Raw genomic sequence first — 18,396 nt, 5'->3', positions numbered from 1 at the left:
CAGTTCCCAACACAAACAAAAACACCGGTCCCGCTGCCGGAACCGGTGTTGATCATATGCATCCTTGCGCGCAAATAGAAGCCGATTGCTCAGTCCGTTTTGCGGGCTTCTTCCTGCGGTAATTTACCCGGATCTTTGGGGTATTCTTCGGGATGGCGGGGGTCAAACGTGGCCCAGCCTTCCTTTTCGCCGGTATGGGGCAATTCTTCATGCGGATCGACATGGCGCAGCAGATACGCCTTGCCAATCAAATTGGCGGTAATCGGTGCTGTCAGAAACAAAAAGATCGTGATCAGCAATTCATGAATGGTGAATGTGCCCTGTTCGATCCAGAAAAACAGCATCGATGCGATCAAAATCGAACCAACGCCCACGGTCGTTGCCTTGGTCGGGGCATGCAGGCGCATCAACAAATGGGGCAGTTTCACCAGCCCGAACGAACCGATCAGGGTGAACAACCCGCCGATCACAATCAGAACAGAAATGACAAGTTCAGCAAAAAATTCCATCACATCCATTCCTATTCGATGATGTCGCCGCGCAGCACGAACTTGCAATAGGCCACGGTGGACACAAAACCAACCATCGCAAACAGCAAGGCGGCTTCAAAATACATCGATGTTGCCCGGCCAATGCCATACAGCACCAAAAGCGCGATGCCATTAATCGCCATCGTATCAACCGCCAAAACCCGATCCGCAATGGTTGGCCCGAATGACAAACGCCACAAATTGATCAGCAACGACAGACCCGCGCACACAAACGCAAAATTCAGGGCATATTCTATCATTCGAAAATCTCCTTCAAACGGCGTTCGTAGCGCGATTTGATATCGTCAATCACCCCTTGCGGGTCAGGGGCATGCAGGCAATGCACCAGAAGCGACCGTGCATCGCGCGACAGATCGACCGTAACAGTACCAGGCGTCATGGTAATGGTACCGGCAAGGGCGGTAATGGCTTCGGGCGATGTCAAATCCAGCGGCACGGTAACGCTGGCAGGTTCCAGGCTGTCTGCCTTGCGAAACAGAACCAGCCCTGCCACCACGACATTGGCAACCAGAATATCCCACAGAACAATCAGGCCATATTCGCAAATCGCCCAGATATTGCCGACCTTGGGCCGCCCCGGCCAGAAGCTCTGGCTGATCAACGGAATAATTACAGCCAGAATAACGGCAAACACCACCGTACCAACCGAAATCTCGTTGGCCAGCATCACCCAGATTACAATCAGGGCCACGCTGAGCAGCGGGTGGGGAAGATAACGTTTCAACATCATCACTGTCCTTTCTGCTGCTTATTGCGCAAACGGCGCAACGGTGGTGATCTCGGCAACGGGGGTATCGGCCCCCATTACCGCGCGGATATAGTCGGTGGTATCAAACAGTTCGGCACTGGTATCGTGCAAATAACCGGTGATCGGCCCGGCAAACACGGTTAACGCCACCAGCATCGCCAGCATCATGCCCGCCGCAATAACGGTTTGTTTGGGAAATGCCTGGTCCGATGCGGTTTGAATTTCGCCTTCTACCGCCGAACTTTTCCAGAAAAGAACACTGCCCGCGCGGCCAAAACCAACGATATTCAGGAACGATGTTCCCAGGATAACCACCCAGATCCACACCGCATATTGCGATTCACGCGCCGCAGACAGGATTTGCAATTTCCCCAAAAACCCGGACAAAGGCGGCAGGCTTGCCATGGCAATAGCCGCCATAAAAAACATCACCGCAATCAAGCCGCTTTGACGAATATCGGGGGCTGAATTAAGGCTGCCGCCATACTGGCCGCGTCGTGAAATAATCAGATCGGCGACCAGAAACATTGCCGCACCGGCAAAGGTGGAATGCAGCATGTAATACAAACCGGCAGCCACAGAATCCGGGGTGAACAGGGAAACCGAAATCATCATGGTCCCCATCGACCCTACCACGGCAAAGGCCACCATGCGGTTAAGCTGCCTTGCCGCCAGCACACCGACCATACCCACAACCAGCGTCACAATCGCCGCGGGCAGTAAATAAGGCGCAACCAGCCACGACAAATCGCCCGCCGACCCGCCAAATGCCAGCGAATACAACCGCAAAATCGAATAGGCACCCACCTTGGTCATAATGGCAAACAGGGCCGCAACCGGGGCCGGGGCATTGGCATAGGTGCCCGGCAACCAAAAGTGCATTGGCACCATGGCGGCTTTGATGCAAAACACCAGAAACAAAATCAGCGCGCCTGCCTTTAACAAGGCCAGGTCGCTATCGGGAACCAGCGGCACTTTCAGGGCCAGGTCCGCCATATTCAGCGTGCCTGTTACGGCATAAATCAGGCCAACGCCAATCAGAAACAGGCTGGAACCGGTCAGGTTCACAACAATATACTGCATCCCGGCTTTAAGGCGGTTTTCACCCGCACCATGCAACATCAGGCCATAAGACGCGATCAGCAGGACTTCAAAAAACACAAACAGGTTAAAGAAGTCACCGGTCAGAAACGCGCCATTCACCCCCATCAGCTGGAACTGAAACAGGGCATGGAAATGTTTGCCACGTTTGTCCCATTCGCGGGCCGAATAAAACCACACGATGGCGGCCAGAATAGATGTCAGCAACACCATCATCGCCGACAGGCGGTCCAGAACCAGCACAATGCCAAACGGGGTCGGCCAGTTGCCCAGTGCATACATTTCCGGGCCGGTATGGGCGGCATGAAAGACCAGTGCCACCGATACCGCCAGCAAAGCCAGCACGGTTGCCGCGGAAAAAACCCGCTGCAATACCAGGTCATGGCGCACCGCCAGAACAGTCAATGCTGCCATAACAGCCGGCAGCACGACGGGAACAATCATCCAGTTACCCATTATTTCTGTTCTCCGGTATCAGTGGGGCCACCGGAAAGTCCATCAACATGGTCATTGCCGATCTCGAGATAGGTTCGCAGGGCCAGCACCACGATCAGCGCTGTCATGCCAAACGAAATAACAATCGCCGTTAACACCAGCGCCTGGGGGATCGGGTCGGTATAGCCCGTTGCGGTATCGCGAATGATCGGCGGCAGGTCTACCTGCAACCGGCCCATGGCAAACAAAAACACGTTCACCGCATAGGACAATAACGACAACCCGATCACGACAGGAAACGTCCTGCCACGCAACAGCATGTAAACGCCACATGCTGTCAGAAGGCCGATACTGCTTGCTACCAGAAACTCCATAATATCAGGCCTCGTTCTGCTGTGGCGACGACAGGGGCCGCCCCGATGACGGATCGTGATCCATCGGTTCGGTATTGATATCGATATGTTCGGCCATGCGTTCAACCTGCGACAGTTTGGCCAGGGCCAGCATCACCGCCCCCACCACTGTCAGGAACACGCCAAGGTCAAAGCCCATGGCACTGGCAAGTTCAATATCGCCAATAAACGGAATATGGAAATGACCAAAGGTACTGGTCAGGAACGGATAGCCCGCAACCCATGCCCCCATGCCCGTTAACGCGGCCGCAATTACGCCCAGCGCGATCATGGCATGGTAATTGGCCCGCATGCGGTTCTGGGTCCAGCCAAAGCCGGATGCCATATATTGCATGATCAGGGCGATGGAAACGACCAGACCGGCAATAAAGCCGCCACCCGGTTCGTTATGCCCGCGCAGGAAGATGTAAACCCCCACCATTAGCGACAATGGCAACATCACACGCGTTGCAATCACCATCATCAACGGGTGACGTTCGGCTGATTCACGGTGGTCCTTCACCCAGTTCGCCAGGCGTGCCGCAGCCTTGCCGCTGGCAACACTTTCGATCAGGGCAAAAATCGTCAGGGCTGCAATGCCCAGCACCGTAATTTCGCCAAACGTATCGTAACCACGGAAGTCGACCAGAATAACGTTCACAACGTTATGCCCGCCGCCCTGCGACAACGAATTTTGCAGGTAATAATCGGCAATGGTGACACCATCACGGGTCATTACTGCCCACACGGCACCGCCCATGCCAAGGCCCGCGACCACCGCAATCAGTATATCGCGGAAACGCCGCCCGGTCGTGCTTTCACGCGGGGTTTCCTTGGGCAGAATGTTCAGGGCCAGCATCATGAGAATAACGGTCACAACCTCGACCGAAATCTGTGTCAGGGCCAGATCAGGTGCCGACAGGTAAATAAAGCCCAGCGACACAATCAGGCCGATCACACCAACGAACAGCAACACCAGCAAACGGTTATAGTGCAAAATCAGGGTTGCCGCACAGGTCAGCATCAAAAGCGCCCAGCCGATCACCACCGGCACACTCACCGGCAACAATTCGCGCGTTCCGGCAACATATCCGTCATGGGTATAAAAACCGGCCAAACCAATGGCAATGGCCGCCACCACCATAATCGACAGATAAAGCTGCAACGATCCGCTGTGGAACAGGTCCGTTATGCCACGCGCCAGTCCGACCAGCTTTTGGATAAAGCAATCAAACATTGCCTTGGCTTCGGGCCGCGACAGGTTTTTGGTTGCAGTCATCAGCCCCGGATGGCGCCACAACAGTAACAAACCACCAATAATCGCAATCGAACTTAACATCAGCGGCGTATTAAAACCATGCCACAGGGCCAGATGAAATTCCGGCAAAGCCCCGCCAATAACCGCACGCGATGTAACCTCGACCAGCGGCCCCGCCGTTGCCGCCGGGAACAGGCCGATTAACACCACCAGCACGGTCAATAATGCAGGCGGGCCCCACAGGCCAATGCCCGGGTCATGAGGGTGATGCGGGTATTCCGGCTGTTTGGGGCCAAAAAACACATGCACAATAAAGCGGAACGAATAAGCCACTGAAAACAGCGCCCCGACCGTAACAAGAACCGGGAAAACCCAATCCTGCCCCAGCCACGCCATATGCAGCGATTCATCAAGCATCATTTCCTTGGACAGGAACCCGTTAAACGGCGGCGTGCCCCCCATCGAGGCCGCGGCAATAACACCAATGGTTGCCGCAATCGGCATCAAGGATGCAAGACCGCCAAGGCGGCGAATGCTGCGCGTGCCGGCTTCGTGGTCAATAATGCCCGCTGTCATAAACAGGGCGGCCTTGAAAGTGGCATGGTTGATGATGTGAAACACACCCGCCACAGCCGCAAGCGGCGTTCCGAAACCAAACAGCATGGTCACAAGGCCAAGGTGACTGACGGTTGAATAGGCCAGAAGCCCTTTCAGATCATCCTTGAACATGGCAATCCAGGCCCCCATCACCATCGTGATCAGGCCCGATGTCGCAACGATGTAAAACCATTCATCCGTGCCCGACAGAACCGGCCACAGCCGCGCCATCAAAAACAACCCGGCTTTCACCATGGTTGCCGAATGCAGATAAGCCGAAACAGGGGTCGGTGCCGCCATGGCGTGGGGCAACCAGAAATGAAACGGAAACTGTGCCGATTTGGTCAAACAGCCCAGCAAAATCAGCACGGTTGCCAGCGCATAAAGCGGCGATGATTTGATCATGTCGCCATGCTGCAAAATCACGCTGATGTCATAGGACCCAACGATATTGCCCAAAATCAGCATCCCGGCAATCATCGAAAGGCCACCGGCCCCGGTCACGGTCAGCGCCATTCGCGCGCCCTGACGACCTTCGGGCAGGTGTTTCCAATACCCGATCAGCAGGAACGAACTTAACGACGTCAATTCCCAGAAAATCAGCAACAGCAAGATATTATCAGATGTAACGATGCCGACCATCGCGCCCTGGAACAGCAACAGGAACACATAGAACCGGCCCATCGGATCGCTTTTCGACAGATAAAACCGGGCATAAATAATGATTAACAGCCCGATCCCCAAAATCAGGGTGGCAAACAGCAACCCCAACCCGTCGAGGAAGAAATTCACATTAAGGCCCAGGGCGGGCAGCCATTCATATCGGACATGAATCACTTCACCCGCCATAACCGCCGGGGCCAGTGATGCCAGCAATATCAATGCTGTTGAAGTCACCAATCCGGCGGCAGTGGCACAGGTGTTACGTCCGGCCCTGATCAATATCGCTGGCAGCAGCGCGCCAAGGAAGGGAAGCAAAACAATGAGGGTAAGACTCATGAAAGACCCTTGTTTTTTGGAAGATGACGCAACGCCCCCGCGCGCGCAGCAAGAAAATTCTGGCAGAACCTAATATTTGTCCTGAATATGGTCAAGAAAACCCCACCCGTGCATTTTTATTACCAAGGGTGCAAACCCACGAACCTGATCGTCGCGGCAACCAATATAAGAACAAATTCCTGCCCGCCCCGGTAAGGCACCCCTGAAACCAGGGACTGGTCATAGAAATTTGCTTTTATATTGGCTCCCCATTCACCCCCCGCACCTACTAGGCTGCATGGGCGCAAAACCTTGAAAGATTGTTATCTTTTCACAATTTCACGCCAGACATCCGCACAAATCCGGGCGATCACGACAATCCTATTAATGGGATCGCACCCTAATGGGTCAAGTGATCCTGATCACCCATGAAAAAGCGCCGTTTTTGCTTTTCTGGCAATATTTTTTTGCATTTTTCCTATGCAAAAGAACGACTAACGCCGTCCTTGCGCCAGTTTAACAGCTTCGGGCATGGCCCGTAATCGCGTCATGGCTATAACCCCCATCACAGGACCAATCGCCAGCATCGCAAAAGATGCCCACCAGCCAAAGGCATCGGCCACCAAAGGCACCAGATGTATCGATATCAACGCAATCAAAAAACCCACCGCATTTTGCAATGTCAGGGCGGTGCCGATATGGGCGGGCTCGGCAAGTTCGATCACACAGGACGAAAACTGGGCAGAATCGGCCACAACCGAAATTCCCCAGATCAGACACACAATCACCAGCACCGGCAACGGTGCCCCGGCCAGTGCCCCTGTTACAAGGGCACAAAACCCGCTAATCGTCATTGCTGCAATCGTAATGGTGGTTCTGCCCCAGCGATCAGCAAATATCCCGCCCAGCAAACTGCCCAGCGCCCCGATGCCCACAATGGCAAAGGTGGTTAAGGCGGCCCATGCGGCAGCATTATCCATGCCGCGTTCCTGATAGGTGCGAAACAGGAACAACCCCGTCCAGCCCCACATGGCATACAGTTCCCACATATGGCCGAAATAACCATAACCGGCATAGCGTAACGGTTTATCGGCAATAATATGCCCCACCACACGCGGGTCGAACCGGGGCGATCGTGCCGGCGTGCCCCCCAGTTTGACAAACATCACGCCAAAGGCCGCCAGCCATGCCGAACAACTTGCCGCCACGATCACCCAGCGCCAGTCAAGTGGCAAGGCAACCGAAAACAAATGCGGCAAGGCCGACCCCAATGTTAGCGCCCCCACCAAAAGCCCGACCAGAAACCCGGTATCACCGCGTGCCCAGGTCGCCACCATTTTCATGCCAATCGGATAGATGCCCGCCATGCACATGCCGGTTAACAGGCGCAGCAAAATAACCACCACACCATCAACCGGCACGGTTAAAATCAGGATATTAGCCGTGCCTGCCACCAACGCACACAGGGCAAAAAAGCGGCGCGGGTCCAACCGGTCGGCCAGGCCCAGAAATGCGCTGATCAGGGTACCAGCAATAAACCCCATCACCACCGAACTGGTAAACAGCGACGATTGCAGCGCGCCCAAATGAAATTCAGCCCGCAATTGCGGCAAAACCGCCGTTGCCGAAAACCACAATGACAGCGCCAAAAGCTGACAAACCGTGATCAGGCTGACTTCAATGGTTTTTGTACCCCGCACCCCGATCCCCTTTTTTAAAATGATTTTATAATCATACACATATCCCCCGCCCTGCCTATCGCGAACCATTGGCAGGGCGGGGGTGGTTGTTATTGCGGGGATGGCGGTTCTGGTTTCGGCCGGTTTCGGCCGGTTCAGGCCGGTTCAGGCCGGTTGATGCCGGGCGATGGCCGCAAGGATCGGGGCCAGGTCGGCCCACAAGTCGTCCGGGTCTTCCATACCAATCGACAGGCGCAAAACAAGGCCACTGGGGGCATTACCAACAAACTGGCGCATGGTGCCAATTGCCATGGGCACCATCAGGCTGTGGGTGCCGCCCCACGATGCGCCAATGGAAAATGTCTGCGCCTGGTCGATCAGGCCATCCAGCTCGTCCGTCATATCCGCCGGAATCATAAGGCTGAACAAGGCACTGGCGCCGGCAAAATCGCGGAGCCACATGCCGTGTTGCGGGTGGGTTGGCAAAGCCGGATGCATGATCAGCGCCGGGTCAATAATTTCCGCCATGCGTTTGGCAAAATCCAGGGCAACGTCGCTGCCATGTTTCAAGCGAACAGCCATGGTTTCCATGCCGCGCAACACCAGCGAACAGTCATCAGGCGACACGCCGATGCCCAGCATGGTCATGGTGGATTTCAATTTGTCGTATAACACATCGTCATTAACCGACACCGACCCCATCAGCAAATCGGAATGGCCGCCAAAATATTTGGTCAGGGCTTCCACCACAATGTCGGCACCATAGGCCAGCGGTTTAAAATGCAGCGGGCTGGCCCAGGTGTTATCAATCCCCACCGGCACGCCCCGGTCGTGGGCAGCCTTTGCAATGGCGGGTAAATCCTGCACTTCCATTGTTGCCGAACCAGGGCTTTCAACCCAAACCAGCTTCACGCTATCGTCAATCAACCCGGCAATATCGCCACCAATCAACGGGTCATACACCCGGTGCGCAATGCCGCGTTCCGCCAAATAGCCATTGCACAGCGAACTCACCGGCGGATAGGCACAATCGGGGATCAAAACAGTATCGCCCGGCTTTAACAATGCCAGAAACACCACCGAAATAGATGCCTGCCCCGAGGGTTGCAACATGGTGTGCGCCGCCCCCTCCAGGGCAGAAATGGCGGCTTCCAGTGTGCGGCTGGTCGGGGTGCCATGCAGGCCATAAACATATCCGTTTGGTCCACGATCCGCCCTGTTGGCAAAGGCCGCTGCATTGGGAAAAGCAATGGTCGATGCCCGATATACCGGTGTTGCCAGGCTGGCAAAACCTTCATGCGATACTTCGGGCGGGCAAACACAAACAGTTTTGTCTTTCATGCGGGGCGCTCCTTGGGTGGGGACAATGCGGGTGTGTGAAACACGGTGCAAATAGTGGTGGCGGCGATAACAACGTCAGGCGACGGTGTGTAAACAATTTGAATTCTTAACAAATCGCATTTCATCACACCGCGCAAGGCTGTTCTGGCGGTTTCAAAACGCCGAAAAAAAAGGCTGCACGATAAAAATCGCACAGCCAGTTTATTCCCGAGCGGGAATGAAAGCCCGGCAGAGACAAAAGCCACCACCGGACTTGTTCAAATAACCCGGTTAAATTTCAACTATAGTCGCGCTGATCATCAATCACCTTGCCGTCATTGGGCAGGCTGCCCAATGTTGCGGGTTCAACCACACCTCGCAGTTTGCACACGTCATGAACGGTGCTGCCCACCGCGTCAGCATTAAAATCGGCGGCATCGGTTTCACAGGCCAGTGTCATCACATCATTATCATTCACGCGTGAAACAACCAGCCGTGCCTTGGCAATTTCCGGGTGACGCCGCACCACTTCGGCCACTTGTTGCGGGTGAACAAACATACCTTTAACCTTGGTGGTCTGGTCGGCCCGGCCCATCCAGCCCTTGATGCGCTGGTTCGTGCGCCCACAGGGGCTTTGGCCCGGCAAAATCGCCGATAAATCGCCGGTAGCAAACCGCACCAGCGGATAATCCATATTAAGGGATGTTACCAGAACCTCGCCGACTTCACCGTCGGCCACCGGGGTGCCGGTGCCGGGGCGGACAATCTCAACAATAATATCCTCGGCAACGATCATGCCGTCGCGGGCATCACTTTCATAAGCAATCAGGCCCAGATCGGCACTGGCATAACATTGCAGCATCGTTACGCCGCGTTCGGCAAACCAGCCGCGCAATTTCTCGGGCAGGGCCTCGCCCGACACCAGCGCACGGCTGATCGATGATACATCCGCGCCCATTTCGTCGGCTTTTTCCAGCAGGATTTTCAAAAACGATGGCGTTCCGGCATAGCCGGTCGGGCGGATATCGGCAATGGCCTTAACCTGCACTTCGGTTTGCCCCACCCCGGCAGGGACCACCGCACAACCGCATGCCCGCGCGCCGCTATCAAAAATAAAGCCACCCGGCGTTAAATGATACGACATGCAATTATGAATAACGTCACCGGGGCGAAAACCGGCAGCAAAATAGGCCCGCCCCATGCGCCACCAGTCATCCCCCTTGCCTTCAGGGTCGTAAATTGGCCCCGGGCTTTGAAAAATGCGGGCAAGCGCGCCAATGGGCGTTGCGTTTAATCCGGCAAAAGGCGGCTTTTCTGCCTGCATCGCAATCAAATCGGATTTACGCGTTACCGGCAGCTTTGCCAGTTCCTGCCGGTTGGTAACCGCAACACTGGCAATATTTTGCAATATTGCGCCAAAGCCGCTGGATTTATCGCGCGCATGGGCAATCAACCCCGGCAGGGATGCCAGCAAACGGCCTTCGCGGGCATCGGGGGCCTGGGTTTCCTTGTCGTCGAAATAGGTTTGCAATGTCATGGCCCGTCCCGTTTGATAGAGTTTCACCTAAAAGGTGGCCTGTTTCCCGCCCGTGCATCGACTTGAAAACAAAGCCGGAAACGCCGTTTACAGCCAGCGTTTGCGCCGTTTATAGGATTTGATGTTTTTGAAACTTTTGCGGTCTTCCGACCCGCCGCCAAGGTAAAATTCCTTAACGTCCTCGTTGTTCAAAAGTTCATCGCGCGTGCCGTCCAGCACCACCTTGCCACTTTCCATAATGTACCCGTAATCGGCCACTTTTAAGGCAAAATTGGCGTTCTGCTCGACGATCAGCATGGTAATACCCTGATCGCGATTGATTTTCTCGATAATGCCAAACACTTCTTTCACCAGCAAGGGTGACAGGCCCATCGAGGGTTCATCAAGCAAAATCATTTTCGGGCGCGCCATCAGAGACCGGCCAATCGCCAGCATCTGCTGTTCCCCACCCGACAAATACCCGGCCAGCCCGTTACGTTCACGCAAACGCGGGAAATACTCGTAAACCATTTCGATATCGTCTTTAACGCCCTTGTCCTTGCGGGTGTAGGCCCCCAGACGCAGGTTTTCCAGGCAGGTCATATCCTCGATAATGCGCCGCCCTTCCATCACCTGAAAAATGCCGGACCGCACGATATCTTCGGGATATTTGTTGGAAATCGGCTTGCCATCAAAGGTAATTTCGCCGCGGGTAACTTCGCCGTCCTCGGTTTTCAACAATCCCGATATGGCCTTAAGCGTGGTGGATTTCCCCGCTCCGTTGGGGCCAAGCAGGGTTACGATACTGCCCTGTGGCACATCAAGCGACACGCCGCGCAACACAAGGATCACCTCGTCATAAACGACTTCAATGTTATTTACCGACAAAAGCGGCGGTGCGGTTTCGGTCTTGCGGGCGGGTTCGGACATAAATCACCTTCGCAATGGCAGCGATAAAAACAAAACAAAACAAATCAAAAAACAATACGTCACACCGGGGAAACGCCCCCGTCCCTGCCACCATGGTGCCGAAACCGTTCGGGAAAACAGCAGGTTCCGGCACCAGGCGGGAGACATCCTTTCAAACCGAAAGGAGGCTGATCTTAATAGCCAAGCCAGTCGTCGCGGCGCGGCAGGGTCACGGTTTCAAGTTTGGTGACCTTGATGTCGCCGTCATGGGCTTCACCGCTATAGATATTGACAGTGTTAATGCCGCGATGGTCTTCGGCTGTCCAGGTGGCGGGCATGCAAACGCCTTCAAGACCTTTAGGCACCCAGTCAGAACGGGCATACATGCCCTTTTTGATATTCGGCCCGGTAATGCCGCCATTTTCCTTGGCCCATTCCATGGCTTCTTTCATGTAATAGACCGAGCAAATGCCGCGAATGTAATGATGGGTGCGAAATTCCTTGCCCGATTTGTCTGATTCCATCGAAATCTTGCGTACAAGGTCCATGCCCGGCACGCCTTCGTCCGTCCAGAAACTGGTCATCACCGGGAAGATGTAATTATCAACATCGCCAATGGTTTTCAGGGTTTCGTAATCCCCCGCCCAGATATTGGCAAGCCAGGTCGGGTCCACACCAACCGTCCCGCAGGACTTCACCAGCGACACAACCGACGGGCCAAGATTGCCCAAATAACCATAATCGGTTCCGGCTTCTTTCAGCGTCAGGCATTGCGCCTTGAAATCCCCCGGCTTCATCGACACAACAACCGGGTTGGTGACGTCAAAACCCAGTTCATTGGCATATTCGGCGCAGGCTTCCTTGGGCGCGTTCGGGTAAGGGTGGTTATCGCCGATATGGCTAAATACCGGTTTGCCTTCGCCGCCCTTGTCTTTCCAGTCTTTCGCGGCCCACTGCACCATCGCGCGGCAGGCATCGGAATAGGATGCGCCATAAAAGAAGTTATAGGGGGCCGGTTTGGCGGTTTTGGGGTTTTTGCCCGTCGGGTCGGTCAGATGGCCGGAATAGGATGCCGAATAGACCGGCACTTCATCCTTGGCAACAAACGAAATCAGCGCTTCGGTGTCACCCGTTCCCCAGCCCTGCATCGCGATCATGTTGTTGCGCGAACGCCATTTTTTATAATTGGCAATCGCCTGGGGAACCTTATAGGCATAATCAACCGATTCAAATTCCAGCGGGGTGCCGGAAATACCGCCATTTTCATTAATATAGGAAAGGGCATCACGTACCCCGTCGGCATAAAACTTGCCGATAAAGCCGGTCGCGCCGGTAATATCCATCAAATGGCCGACAAACACGCTGTCTTCAGCCTTTGCCGCGCCAACCGACAGGGCGGTTGTGATCATCGCGGTTGCCGCAATCAGTTTCTTCATCTCGACGTCTCCCTTGGACGTTTCATTGAACAAAAAAGCCTCCCGGTCTCCCCCATGTTTTTATTATCCTGCCGATAGATATTTTTATGATGTGGCAGGCGGGGGTTTGGTCAGTACGAGAAGGGATAAAGCTTCCAGTACGCCCTGATCTGTTGCCAACGGTGTGCTAACCCGTCGGGTTCAAAAATCAGGAACAGGATGATGGCCAGACCGATCGCCATCTCCTTGATATAAGCCAGGCCATCGGTCACCGCGGTGCTGTTGGCCCAGTCAAAAACGCTTAAGGCACTGACACCGGTTTCCATGACTTCGGGCAACAACACCATAAAAACAGTGCCCATCAAGGCCCCTTTGACCGATCCCAGGCCACCAATAATGATCATGCCCAAAAACTGGATCGACAGCAAAATGGTGAAGCCCTCGGCCGAGACATAGCCCAGATAATGCCCATAAATCGCCCCGCCGATCCCGGCGTAAAACGATGAAACCGCAAAGCTCAGCAACCGGTATTTGGTCAGGCTGATGCCCATGATTTCGGCAGACAGATAATGATCACGCACCGCGACAAATGCCCGCCCGTCGCGCGACCGCATCAGATTACTGCCCAGCACATACATGATCACCAGAAAAAACAGGCACACATAAAAGAAGCTGAAATCATCAACCACTTCATAGCCAAACACATTAATCGGATTGGCCGCCGCCCCGTAAGACCCGCCGGTAAACCAGTCAGCCCGGGCAAAGAAATCTTCTAAAATAAACTGTGCAGCAAGGGTGGCAATCGCCAGATAAAGCCCTTTGATGCGTGCGGCAGGCAGGCCAAACAGCAAACCCACCGCCGCGGTTAGCAACCCGGCCAGCGGAATGGATAACAAAACCGGAATGCCGGTGTGATTGTTGATCCAGGCCGAGGCAAAGGCCCCGAAACCGAAAAAAGCAGCATGCCCGAGCGAGATTTGCCCGGTAAAACCGACCAGAATATTCAAGCCCAGGGCCGCAATGGCAAAATAGGAAATCTGAATAAACAGATTAACGTAATAGCCATCGAGCACAAAGGGCATCAATGCCGTTGCCACCACGCCAAACACGGCGGCGTAACGCACAAAAGTAGTATCGAAAATGCGGGTATCCTGGCGATAGGTGGTGCGAAAATCGCCGCAGGGACGCATTGAAAAGCCGGCCATAATGGTTCGTCCCCCTGATCAGATACGTTCGATGTCTTTGGTGCCAAACAGGCCATAAGGCTTGATGCACAAAATAACGATCAGCACATAAAACGGTGCGATGGAAAACAGGTTGCCCCAGTGCAGATACTGCCCGTCGACAAATTCGGCCCCGTTTTCAAGCAGCCCAATAATCACCCCGCCGGCAATGGCGCCGATAATGGAATCAAGCCCGCCCAGAATAACCGCCGGAAACACCTTGATGCCGATCACCGACAAGCCGGACGACACGCCGTTAACCATGCCAATCACAATACCCGCAACCCCCGAAACCATTGCCGATATGGCCCAGGACATGGCAAACACGGTTTTCACCGAAATGCCCAGGCTTTGCGCCACCTGCTGGTCAAAGGCGGTTGCCCGCATTGCCAAACCCAGTTTGGAATATTTGAAAAACCAGTAAAACGCCGCCATGATCACCAGCGATATGGCAAAGCTCATGATATAGGCGGTTTCAATTTGCATGCCGCCAATCGAAATCGCACGGGTTTCAAATACTTGCGGGTAGGTTGCCGTGGTGGCCCCGAAAATCCATTTGGTTGCGGCCTGAAAGAAAATCGACAGGCCAATCGTCACCATGATCACGGAAATAATCGGTTCGCCAATCATCGGGCGCAGCACAACCAGTTGCAAAATCACGCCAAATGCCAGCATGAACAATAGGGTAAAAACGAAGCCCAGCCAGAACGGCATTTGAAATTCGACCAGAAACGCATAACAAACCCACGCGCCAATCAGCAGAAATTCGCCCTGGGCAAAGTTGACCACCTGTGTTGATTTATAAATCAGCACGAAACACATGGCGACCACGCCATAAAGCGTGCCGACGATCAGCCCGTTTAGCAGCAACTGGAACAAAAGTTCAAAATTCATGGTGCCATCCCTGTCATGGCGAGGATCAAATCATCCCCGGTTTTGTTTTTTGGCCGCGTCGCTCTGATCGGCTTATTCCGCAGCTTTCGAGGTGCTGTTTTCATGCCCCCGCCCTTCCAGATCGACGACCTGCACGCTGGTTTGAATCCGCGTTTTTGACCCGTCCTGAAAGGTAATCATGGTATCGATATCAACCTTGGGCGTACCCGAATAAACCGCATCGATAATGTCGGCATATTTTTCGGCAACAACACCGCGCCGCACCTTGCGTGTGCGGGTCAGTTCGCCGTCATCGGCGTCCAGTTCCTTGTAAAGCAACAGGAAACGGCGAATGCGCTGGGCTTCGGGCAGGGTTTTGTTTACCTGGCGCACTTCATCGGCGATCATGTCATAAACTTCGGTTTGTGCCGACAGGTTGGTATAGTTGGTAAAGGAAATGCCACGCTGTTCGGCCCATTTCGCCATGATGGAAAAACGAATGCAAATCATGGCGGATAAAAACGGCAGGCCTTTGCCCAAAATCACGGCTTCCGCAATGAAGGGCGAAAACTTCAGCTTGTTTTCAATAAACTGCGGCGAATAGCGTACGCCATTCGATGTTTCCGCCAAATCTTTCATCCGGTCGATCACGACCAGATGTTTGTTGTTATCCTTGAAATAACCGGCATCCCCGGTATGCATCCAGCCATCAATAACGTCTTCGTTATAGGCCGACGGGTTTTTGTAATAGCTGGTAAACATGCCCGATGTACGGGCCACAATTTCACCAACCCCGTTTTCATCGCTATTGATAACCTTGATTTCCGAATTATCAAACGCCACCCCCACGGTATCAAAATCGATATCGTCGGGCTGATGAATGGTATAGGCACCGCACAGTTCCGTCTGGCCATAAAGCTGACGCAACGGAACACCCATGGCATGGAAAAATTTAAAGGTTTCCGGCCCCATTGCCGCACCGCCCGTGGCGGCAGAACGCAAATTGCTAAATCCCAGCCGGTCTTTAAGGGCGCTCATCAGCAAAATGTCAGCCGCCTTTGAATGCCCGCCAGCCTCCATAGCACCCCGCGCCAGTTTCATGCCCCAGTCATACATTTTCTGTTTGAACGGGGTTGAATCCATCATGCGCGCACGCACATCGGCGGCGATAGATTCCCACACCCGCGGGGCCAGCAGCACAAAATTCGGTCCGATCTCGCGCAGATCGGCCATCATGGTTTCCTGTTCTTCAACAAAGTTTACAATCTGCCGGCTGACCAACGATTGCCCGACCACATAAACCTGTTCCATGATCCACGGTAACGGCAACACCGACACATAATTATCGCCCGGCAATTTGGGGTCGGCCCGCAAATAGGCCGCACAGTGATGAAGAAAATCACCGGCATTCATCATCGCGATTTTCGGCTTGGATGTGGTGCCCGACGTGGTGCAAAAAATGGCACATTCATCGCCGCGCGTTTCCCCCACCATGCGATCATAGGCCAACCGGTCGGCAGTTGCGGCCTTGCAGCCCAGTTCATAAAGTTCTTCCACCGCCATCAGGCGGGGATCATCATATTTACGCATCCCGCGCGGATCGCAAAAAATAATCCGGTCTACGGTTGGAATCTGATCGCCCAGTTCCAGCAGCTTGTCACATTGTTCTTCGTCTTCGGCGATAATCACACGGGCTTCGCCAAAGGTAATCAAAAACGCCACCTCGTCATGCAAGCTGTCCTGATACAACCCCAATGACCGGGCACGCAACGCATGGGCGGAAATTTCGGCCCACACCCATTCCGGGCGGTTTTCACCAATAATACCAACGACGTCCCCGGCCCCAATGCCCAGTTCACGTAGGCCCAGGCTCATCCATTTGACGCGGTCGTTATAATCTTTCCAGCTAAATTCCTGCCAAACGCCAAATTCCTTTTCGCGCATGGCAACGTCATCCGGCCAATTTTTGGCGTTATAGGCCAGCACCTTGGGAAAAGTATCAAGCATGGCAATATCGGCGTAATCAGGCGTGGTGTATTTCTTCATCGTTATGCGACCTTCCCGGAAACGCCATCGTCTTCATCGTCTTCTTCGCCGAGATAGGCCTTTTTGACATGGGCATTTGCCATGACTTCGGCAGGCAGGCCCGCCGCAATTTTTCGTCCAAAATCCAGCACCATGACACGGTTGGAAATGTCCATCACCACGCCCATGTCATGTTCGATCATGACAACCGTCATGCCCCATTCTTCATTCAAATCAATGATGAAGCGGGCCATATCTTCCTTTTCTTCCAAATTCATCCCGGCCATCGGCTCGTCAAGCAAGATCAGGTCCGGGCGCAGCGCCACCGCGCGCGCCAGCTCTACCCGTTTGCGCAACCCATAGGACAGGGTGCCCGCCGTTGCCTTGCGAATATGGGAGATTTCCAGAAAATCGATCACGTCTTCGCAAAATTTCCGGTGTTCCAGTTCTTCTTTCTGCGCGCCGGAAAACCAGTACAGCGACCCGGTGAAAAAGTTGTTTTTCAGCAGATGGTGACGCCCGACCATAATGTTATCAAGCACCGACATATGGCCAAACAGCGCCAGATTCTGAAAAGTTCGACCAATGCCAAGTTCGGCCCGGGCATTCGGCTTCATCCCGGTGACGTCCTGGCCCTTGAAATGCACCCCGCCCGACGTGGGATGATAACGGCCGGAAATGCAGTTCAGCATCGATGTTTTACCCGCCCCGTTGGGGCCGATAATCGAAAACAGCTCGCCTTTCTGCACCGAAAAACTGACGTCACTCAACGCACGCACACCGCCAAAAACCAGCGACACATCGTTGATACTTAAAATAGGGTCCGGTGACGTCATCGTCCTGGTATCCTCCCTGACCTGGGCCGCGTTCATCCGCTTTTCACCCGCCAAGGGTGTTCCGAAAATGAACCGTCCAAATTTCAGCGTTTCCCTGATTTGCGTCTGTTATTTTTACCCTGCCGGTCGATACCGAAAAGGCCGCAACGCAATTAATACGTATTTGAGTACCAAATTCACACTATAGCGTCAACGCGTTGCAAGCCCTTCGCTTTGCAACAAAATCACTTATCGCACCGCACAACCAGTCCGGTTATGCAGAACGCTCCCATACACGCCAACATTCCGTAACGGTAATATTTCAACCGCGCCAAAATGGACATCGCGAAATTATCGCAATGCGGCATTGAGAAAAACGTCACTCAACTTAACATTTCATCATTTAAGAGGGGTTTTTTGAAATATCGTTTCGCGCAAATGGCATCGATTCGGCCTGACCGGCCCATCCGCGATAGAAGTAAACCTTCCCATAATCCGCAACGAGCGTTTATCGCGCATTCTCAAAATATCTATTGCCTCTCATCGTTATGAGCTCAGGCT

Annotated in this window: 15 protein-coding genes; all 15 read right to left on the bottom strand. The window is 53.9% G+C overall.

Annotated features, from left to right (window positions below):
• Positions 1-89 precede the first annotated feature (89 nt).
• The 15 genes from J4E05_RS13395 to J4E05_RS13325 all read right to left on the bottom strand — a co-directional run bounded on the left by J4E05_RS13395 (position 90) and on the right by J4E05_RS13325 (position 17,856).
• A complete protein-coding gene (locus J4E05_RS13395; protein ID WP_085587130.1) occupies positions 90-509 on the bottom strand; it encodes a Na+/H+ antiporter subunit G in 420 nt (139 codons plus the stop codon).
• Positions 510-520: 11 nt separating this feature from the next.
• Entirely contained in the window at positions 521-790 is a 270-nt protein-coding gene (locus J4E05_RS13390; protein ID WP_085587129.1) for a K+/H+ antiporter subunit F, read from the bottom strand.
• Positions 787-1,281 carry a Na+/H+ antiporter subunit E gene (locus J4E05_RS13385; RefSeq protein WP_246832784.1) on the bottom strand — a complete coding sequence of 165 codons (495 nt, stop codon included), beginning with the start codon at positions 1,279-1,281 and terminating at the stop codon, positions 787-789. The genes J4E05_RS13390 and J4E05_RS13385 overlap by 4 nt, the downstream gene beginning before the upstream one ends.
• An 18-nt stretch (positions 1,282-1,299) precedes the next feature.
• Positions 1,300-2,856 carry a monovalent cation/H+ antiporter subunit D gene (locus tag J4E05_RS13380; RefSeq protein ID WP_085587127.1) on the bottom strand — a complete coding sequence of 519 codons (1,557 nt, stop codon included), beginning with the start codon at positions 2,854-2,856 and terminating at the stop codon, positions 1,300-1,302.
• A complete protein-coding gene (locus J4E05_RS13375) occupies positions 2,856-3,209 on the bottom strand; it encodes a Na+/H+ antiporter subunit C (RefSeq protein ID WP_085587126.1) in 354 nt (117 codons plus the stop codon). Before J4E05_RS13375 ends, J4E05_RS13380 begins: the two co-directional genes overlap by 1 nt.
• A 4-nt stretch (positions 3,210-3,213) precedes the next feature.
• Positions 3,214-6,081 carry a monovalent cation/H+ antiporter subunit A gene (locus tag J4E05_RS13370; protein WP_349596367.1) on the bottom strand — a complete coding sequence of 956 codons (2,868 nt, stop codon included), beginning with the start codon at positions 6,079-6,081 and terminating at the stop codon, positions 3,214-3,216.
• Between the two features lie 473 nt (positions 6,082-6,554).
• The gene (locus J4E05_RS13365; protein ID WP_349596364.1) at positions 6,555-7,760 is read right to left on the bottom strand and encodes an MFS transporter; all 1,206 of its coding nucleotides are present in this window, start codon (positions 7,758-7,760) and stop codon (positions 6,555-6,557) included.
• A 144-nt stretch (positions 7,761-7,904) separates the two neighbouring features.
• Entirely contained in the window at positions 7,905-9,080 is a 1,176-nt protein-coding gene (locus J4E05_RS13360) for a trans-sulfuration enzyme family protein (RefSeq protein ID WP_349596361.1), read from the bottom strand.
• Between the two features lie 277 nt (positions 9,081-9,357).
• Positions 9,358-10,596, bottom strand: coding sequence for a phenylacetate--CoA ligase family protein (locus J4E05_RS13355; RefSeq protein WP_349596358.1), 1,239 nt, complete (start codon positions 10,594-10,596; stop codon positions 9,358-9,360).
• Between the two features lie 87 nt (positions 10,597-10,683).
• Positions 10,684-11,505 (bottom strand): ABC transporter ATP-binding protein, encoded by an 822-nt coding sequence (locus J4E05_RS13350; RefSeq protein ID WP_085587120.1) that lies wholly within the window; start codon positions 11,503-11,505, stop codon positions 10,684-10,686.
• 173 nt (positions 11,506-11,678) lie between these two features.
• Positions 11,679-12,920 carry an ABC transporter substrate-binding protein gene (locus J4E05_RS13345; RefSeq protein WP_349596355.1) on the bottom strand — a complete coding sequence of 414 codons (1,242 nt, stop codon included), beginning with the start codon at positions 12,918-12,920 and terminating at the stop codon, positions 11,679-11,681.
• Between the two features lie 110 nt (positions 12,921-13,030).
• Positions 13,031-14,104: a branched-chain amino acid ABC transporter permease gene (locus J4E05_RS13340; RefSeq protein ID WP_085587118.1), complete on the bottom strand. Its 1,074-nt coding sequence runs from the start codon at positions 14,102-14,104 to the stop codon at positions 13,031-13,033.
• Between the two features lie 18 nt (positions 14,105-14,122).
• Positions 14,123-15,016 carry a branched-chain amino acid ABC transporter permease gene (locus J4E05_RS13335; RefSeq protein WP_085587117.1) on the bottom strand — a complete coding sequence of 298 codons (894 nt, stop codon included), beginning with the start codon at positions 15,014-15,016 and terminating at the stop codon, positions 14,123-14,125.
• 72 nt (positions 15,017-15,088) lie between these two features.
• Positions 15,089-17,041: a long-chain fatty acid--CoA ligase gene (locus tag J4E05_RS13330; protein WP_349596350.1), complete on the bottom strand. Its 1,953-nt coding sequence runs from the start codon at positions 17,039-17,041 to the stop codon at positions 15,089-15,091.
• Between the two features lie 2 nt (positions 17,042-17,043).
• The gene (locus J4E05_RS13325) at positions 17,044-17,856 is read right to left on the bottom strand and encodes an ABC transporter ATP-binding protein (RefSeq protein ID WP_349596347.1); all 813 of its coding nucleotides are present in this window, start codon (positions 17,854-17,856) and stop codon (positions 17,044-17,046) included.
• Positions 17,857-18,396: the final 540 nt, after the last annotated feature.

Origin of the sequence: Thalassospira sp. NFXS8 (genome assembly GCF_040148805.1) — a bacterium.
Classification (GTDB): Bacteria; Pseudomonadota; Alphaproteobacteria; order Rhodospirillales; family Thalassospiraceae; genus Thalassospira.
Note: the sequence above shows the minus strand (reverse complement) of the source record. Positions and strands in the feature narration are given on the sequence as shown.

Excerpts from the sequence above, each read along its gene's own strand:
- J4E05_RS13390 (WP_085587129.1), bottom strand. The coding sequence starts at position 790 with ATGATAGAATATGCCCTGAATTTTGCGTTTGTGTGCGCGGGTCTGTCG.
- J4E05_RS13325 (WP_349596347.1), bottom strand. The coding sequence starts at position 17,856 with ATGACGTCACCGGACCCTATTTTAAGTATCAACGATGTGTCGCTGGTT.
- J4E05_RS13370 (WP_349596367.1), bottom strand. The coding sequence starts at position 6,081 with ATGAGTCTTACCCTCATTGTTTTGCTTCCCTTCCTTGGCGCGCTGCTG.
- J4E05_RS13335 (WP_085587117.1), bottom strand. The coding sequence starts at position 15,016 with ATGAATTTTGAACTTTTGTTCCAGTTGCTGCTAAACGGGCTGATCGTC.
- J4E05_RS13340 (WP_085587118.1), bottom strand. The coding sequence starts at position 14,104 with ATGGCCGGCTTTTCAATGCGTCCCTGCGGCGATTTTCGCACCACCTAT.
- J4E05_RS13350 (WP_085587120.1), bottom strand. The coding sequence starts at position 11,505 with ATGTCCGAACCCGCCCGCAAGACCGAAACCGCACCGCCGCTTTTGTCG.
- J4E05_RS13375 (WP_085587126.1), bottom strand. The coding sequence starts at position 3,209 with ATGGAGTTTCTGGTAGCAAGCAGTATCGGCCTTCTGACAGCATGTGGC.
- J4E05_RS13355 (WP_349596358.1), bottom strand. The coding sequence starts at position 10,596 with ATGACATTGCAAACCTATTTCGACGACAAGGAAACCCAGGCCCCCGAT.
- J4E05_RS13380 (WP_085587127.1), bottom strand. The coding sequence starts at position 2,856 with ATGGGTAACTGGATGATTGTTCCCGTCGTGCTGCCGGCTGTTATGGCA.
- J4E05_RS13385 (WP_246832784.1), bottom strand. The coding sequence starts at position 1,281 with ATGATGTTGAAACGTTATCTTCCCCACCCGCTGCTCAGCGTGGCCCTG.
- J4E05_RS13345 (WP_349596355.1), bottom strand. The coding sequence starts at position 12,920 with ATGAAGAAACTGATTGCGGCAACCGCGATGATCACAACCGCCCTGTCG.
- J4E05_RS13395 (WP_085587130.1), bottom strand. The coding sequence starts at position 509 with ATGGAATTTTTTGCTGAACTTGTCATTTCTGTTCTGATTGTGATCGGC.
- J4E05_RS13330 (WP_349596350.1), bottom strand. The coding sequence starts at position 17,041 with ATGAAGAAATACACCACGCCTGATTACGCCGATATTGCCATGCTTGAT.
- J4E05_RS13360 (WP_349596361.1), bottom strand. The coding sequence starts at position 9,080 with ATGAAAGACAAAACTGTTTGTGTTTGCCCGCCCGAAGTATCGCATGAA.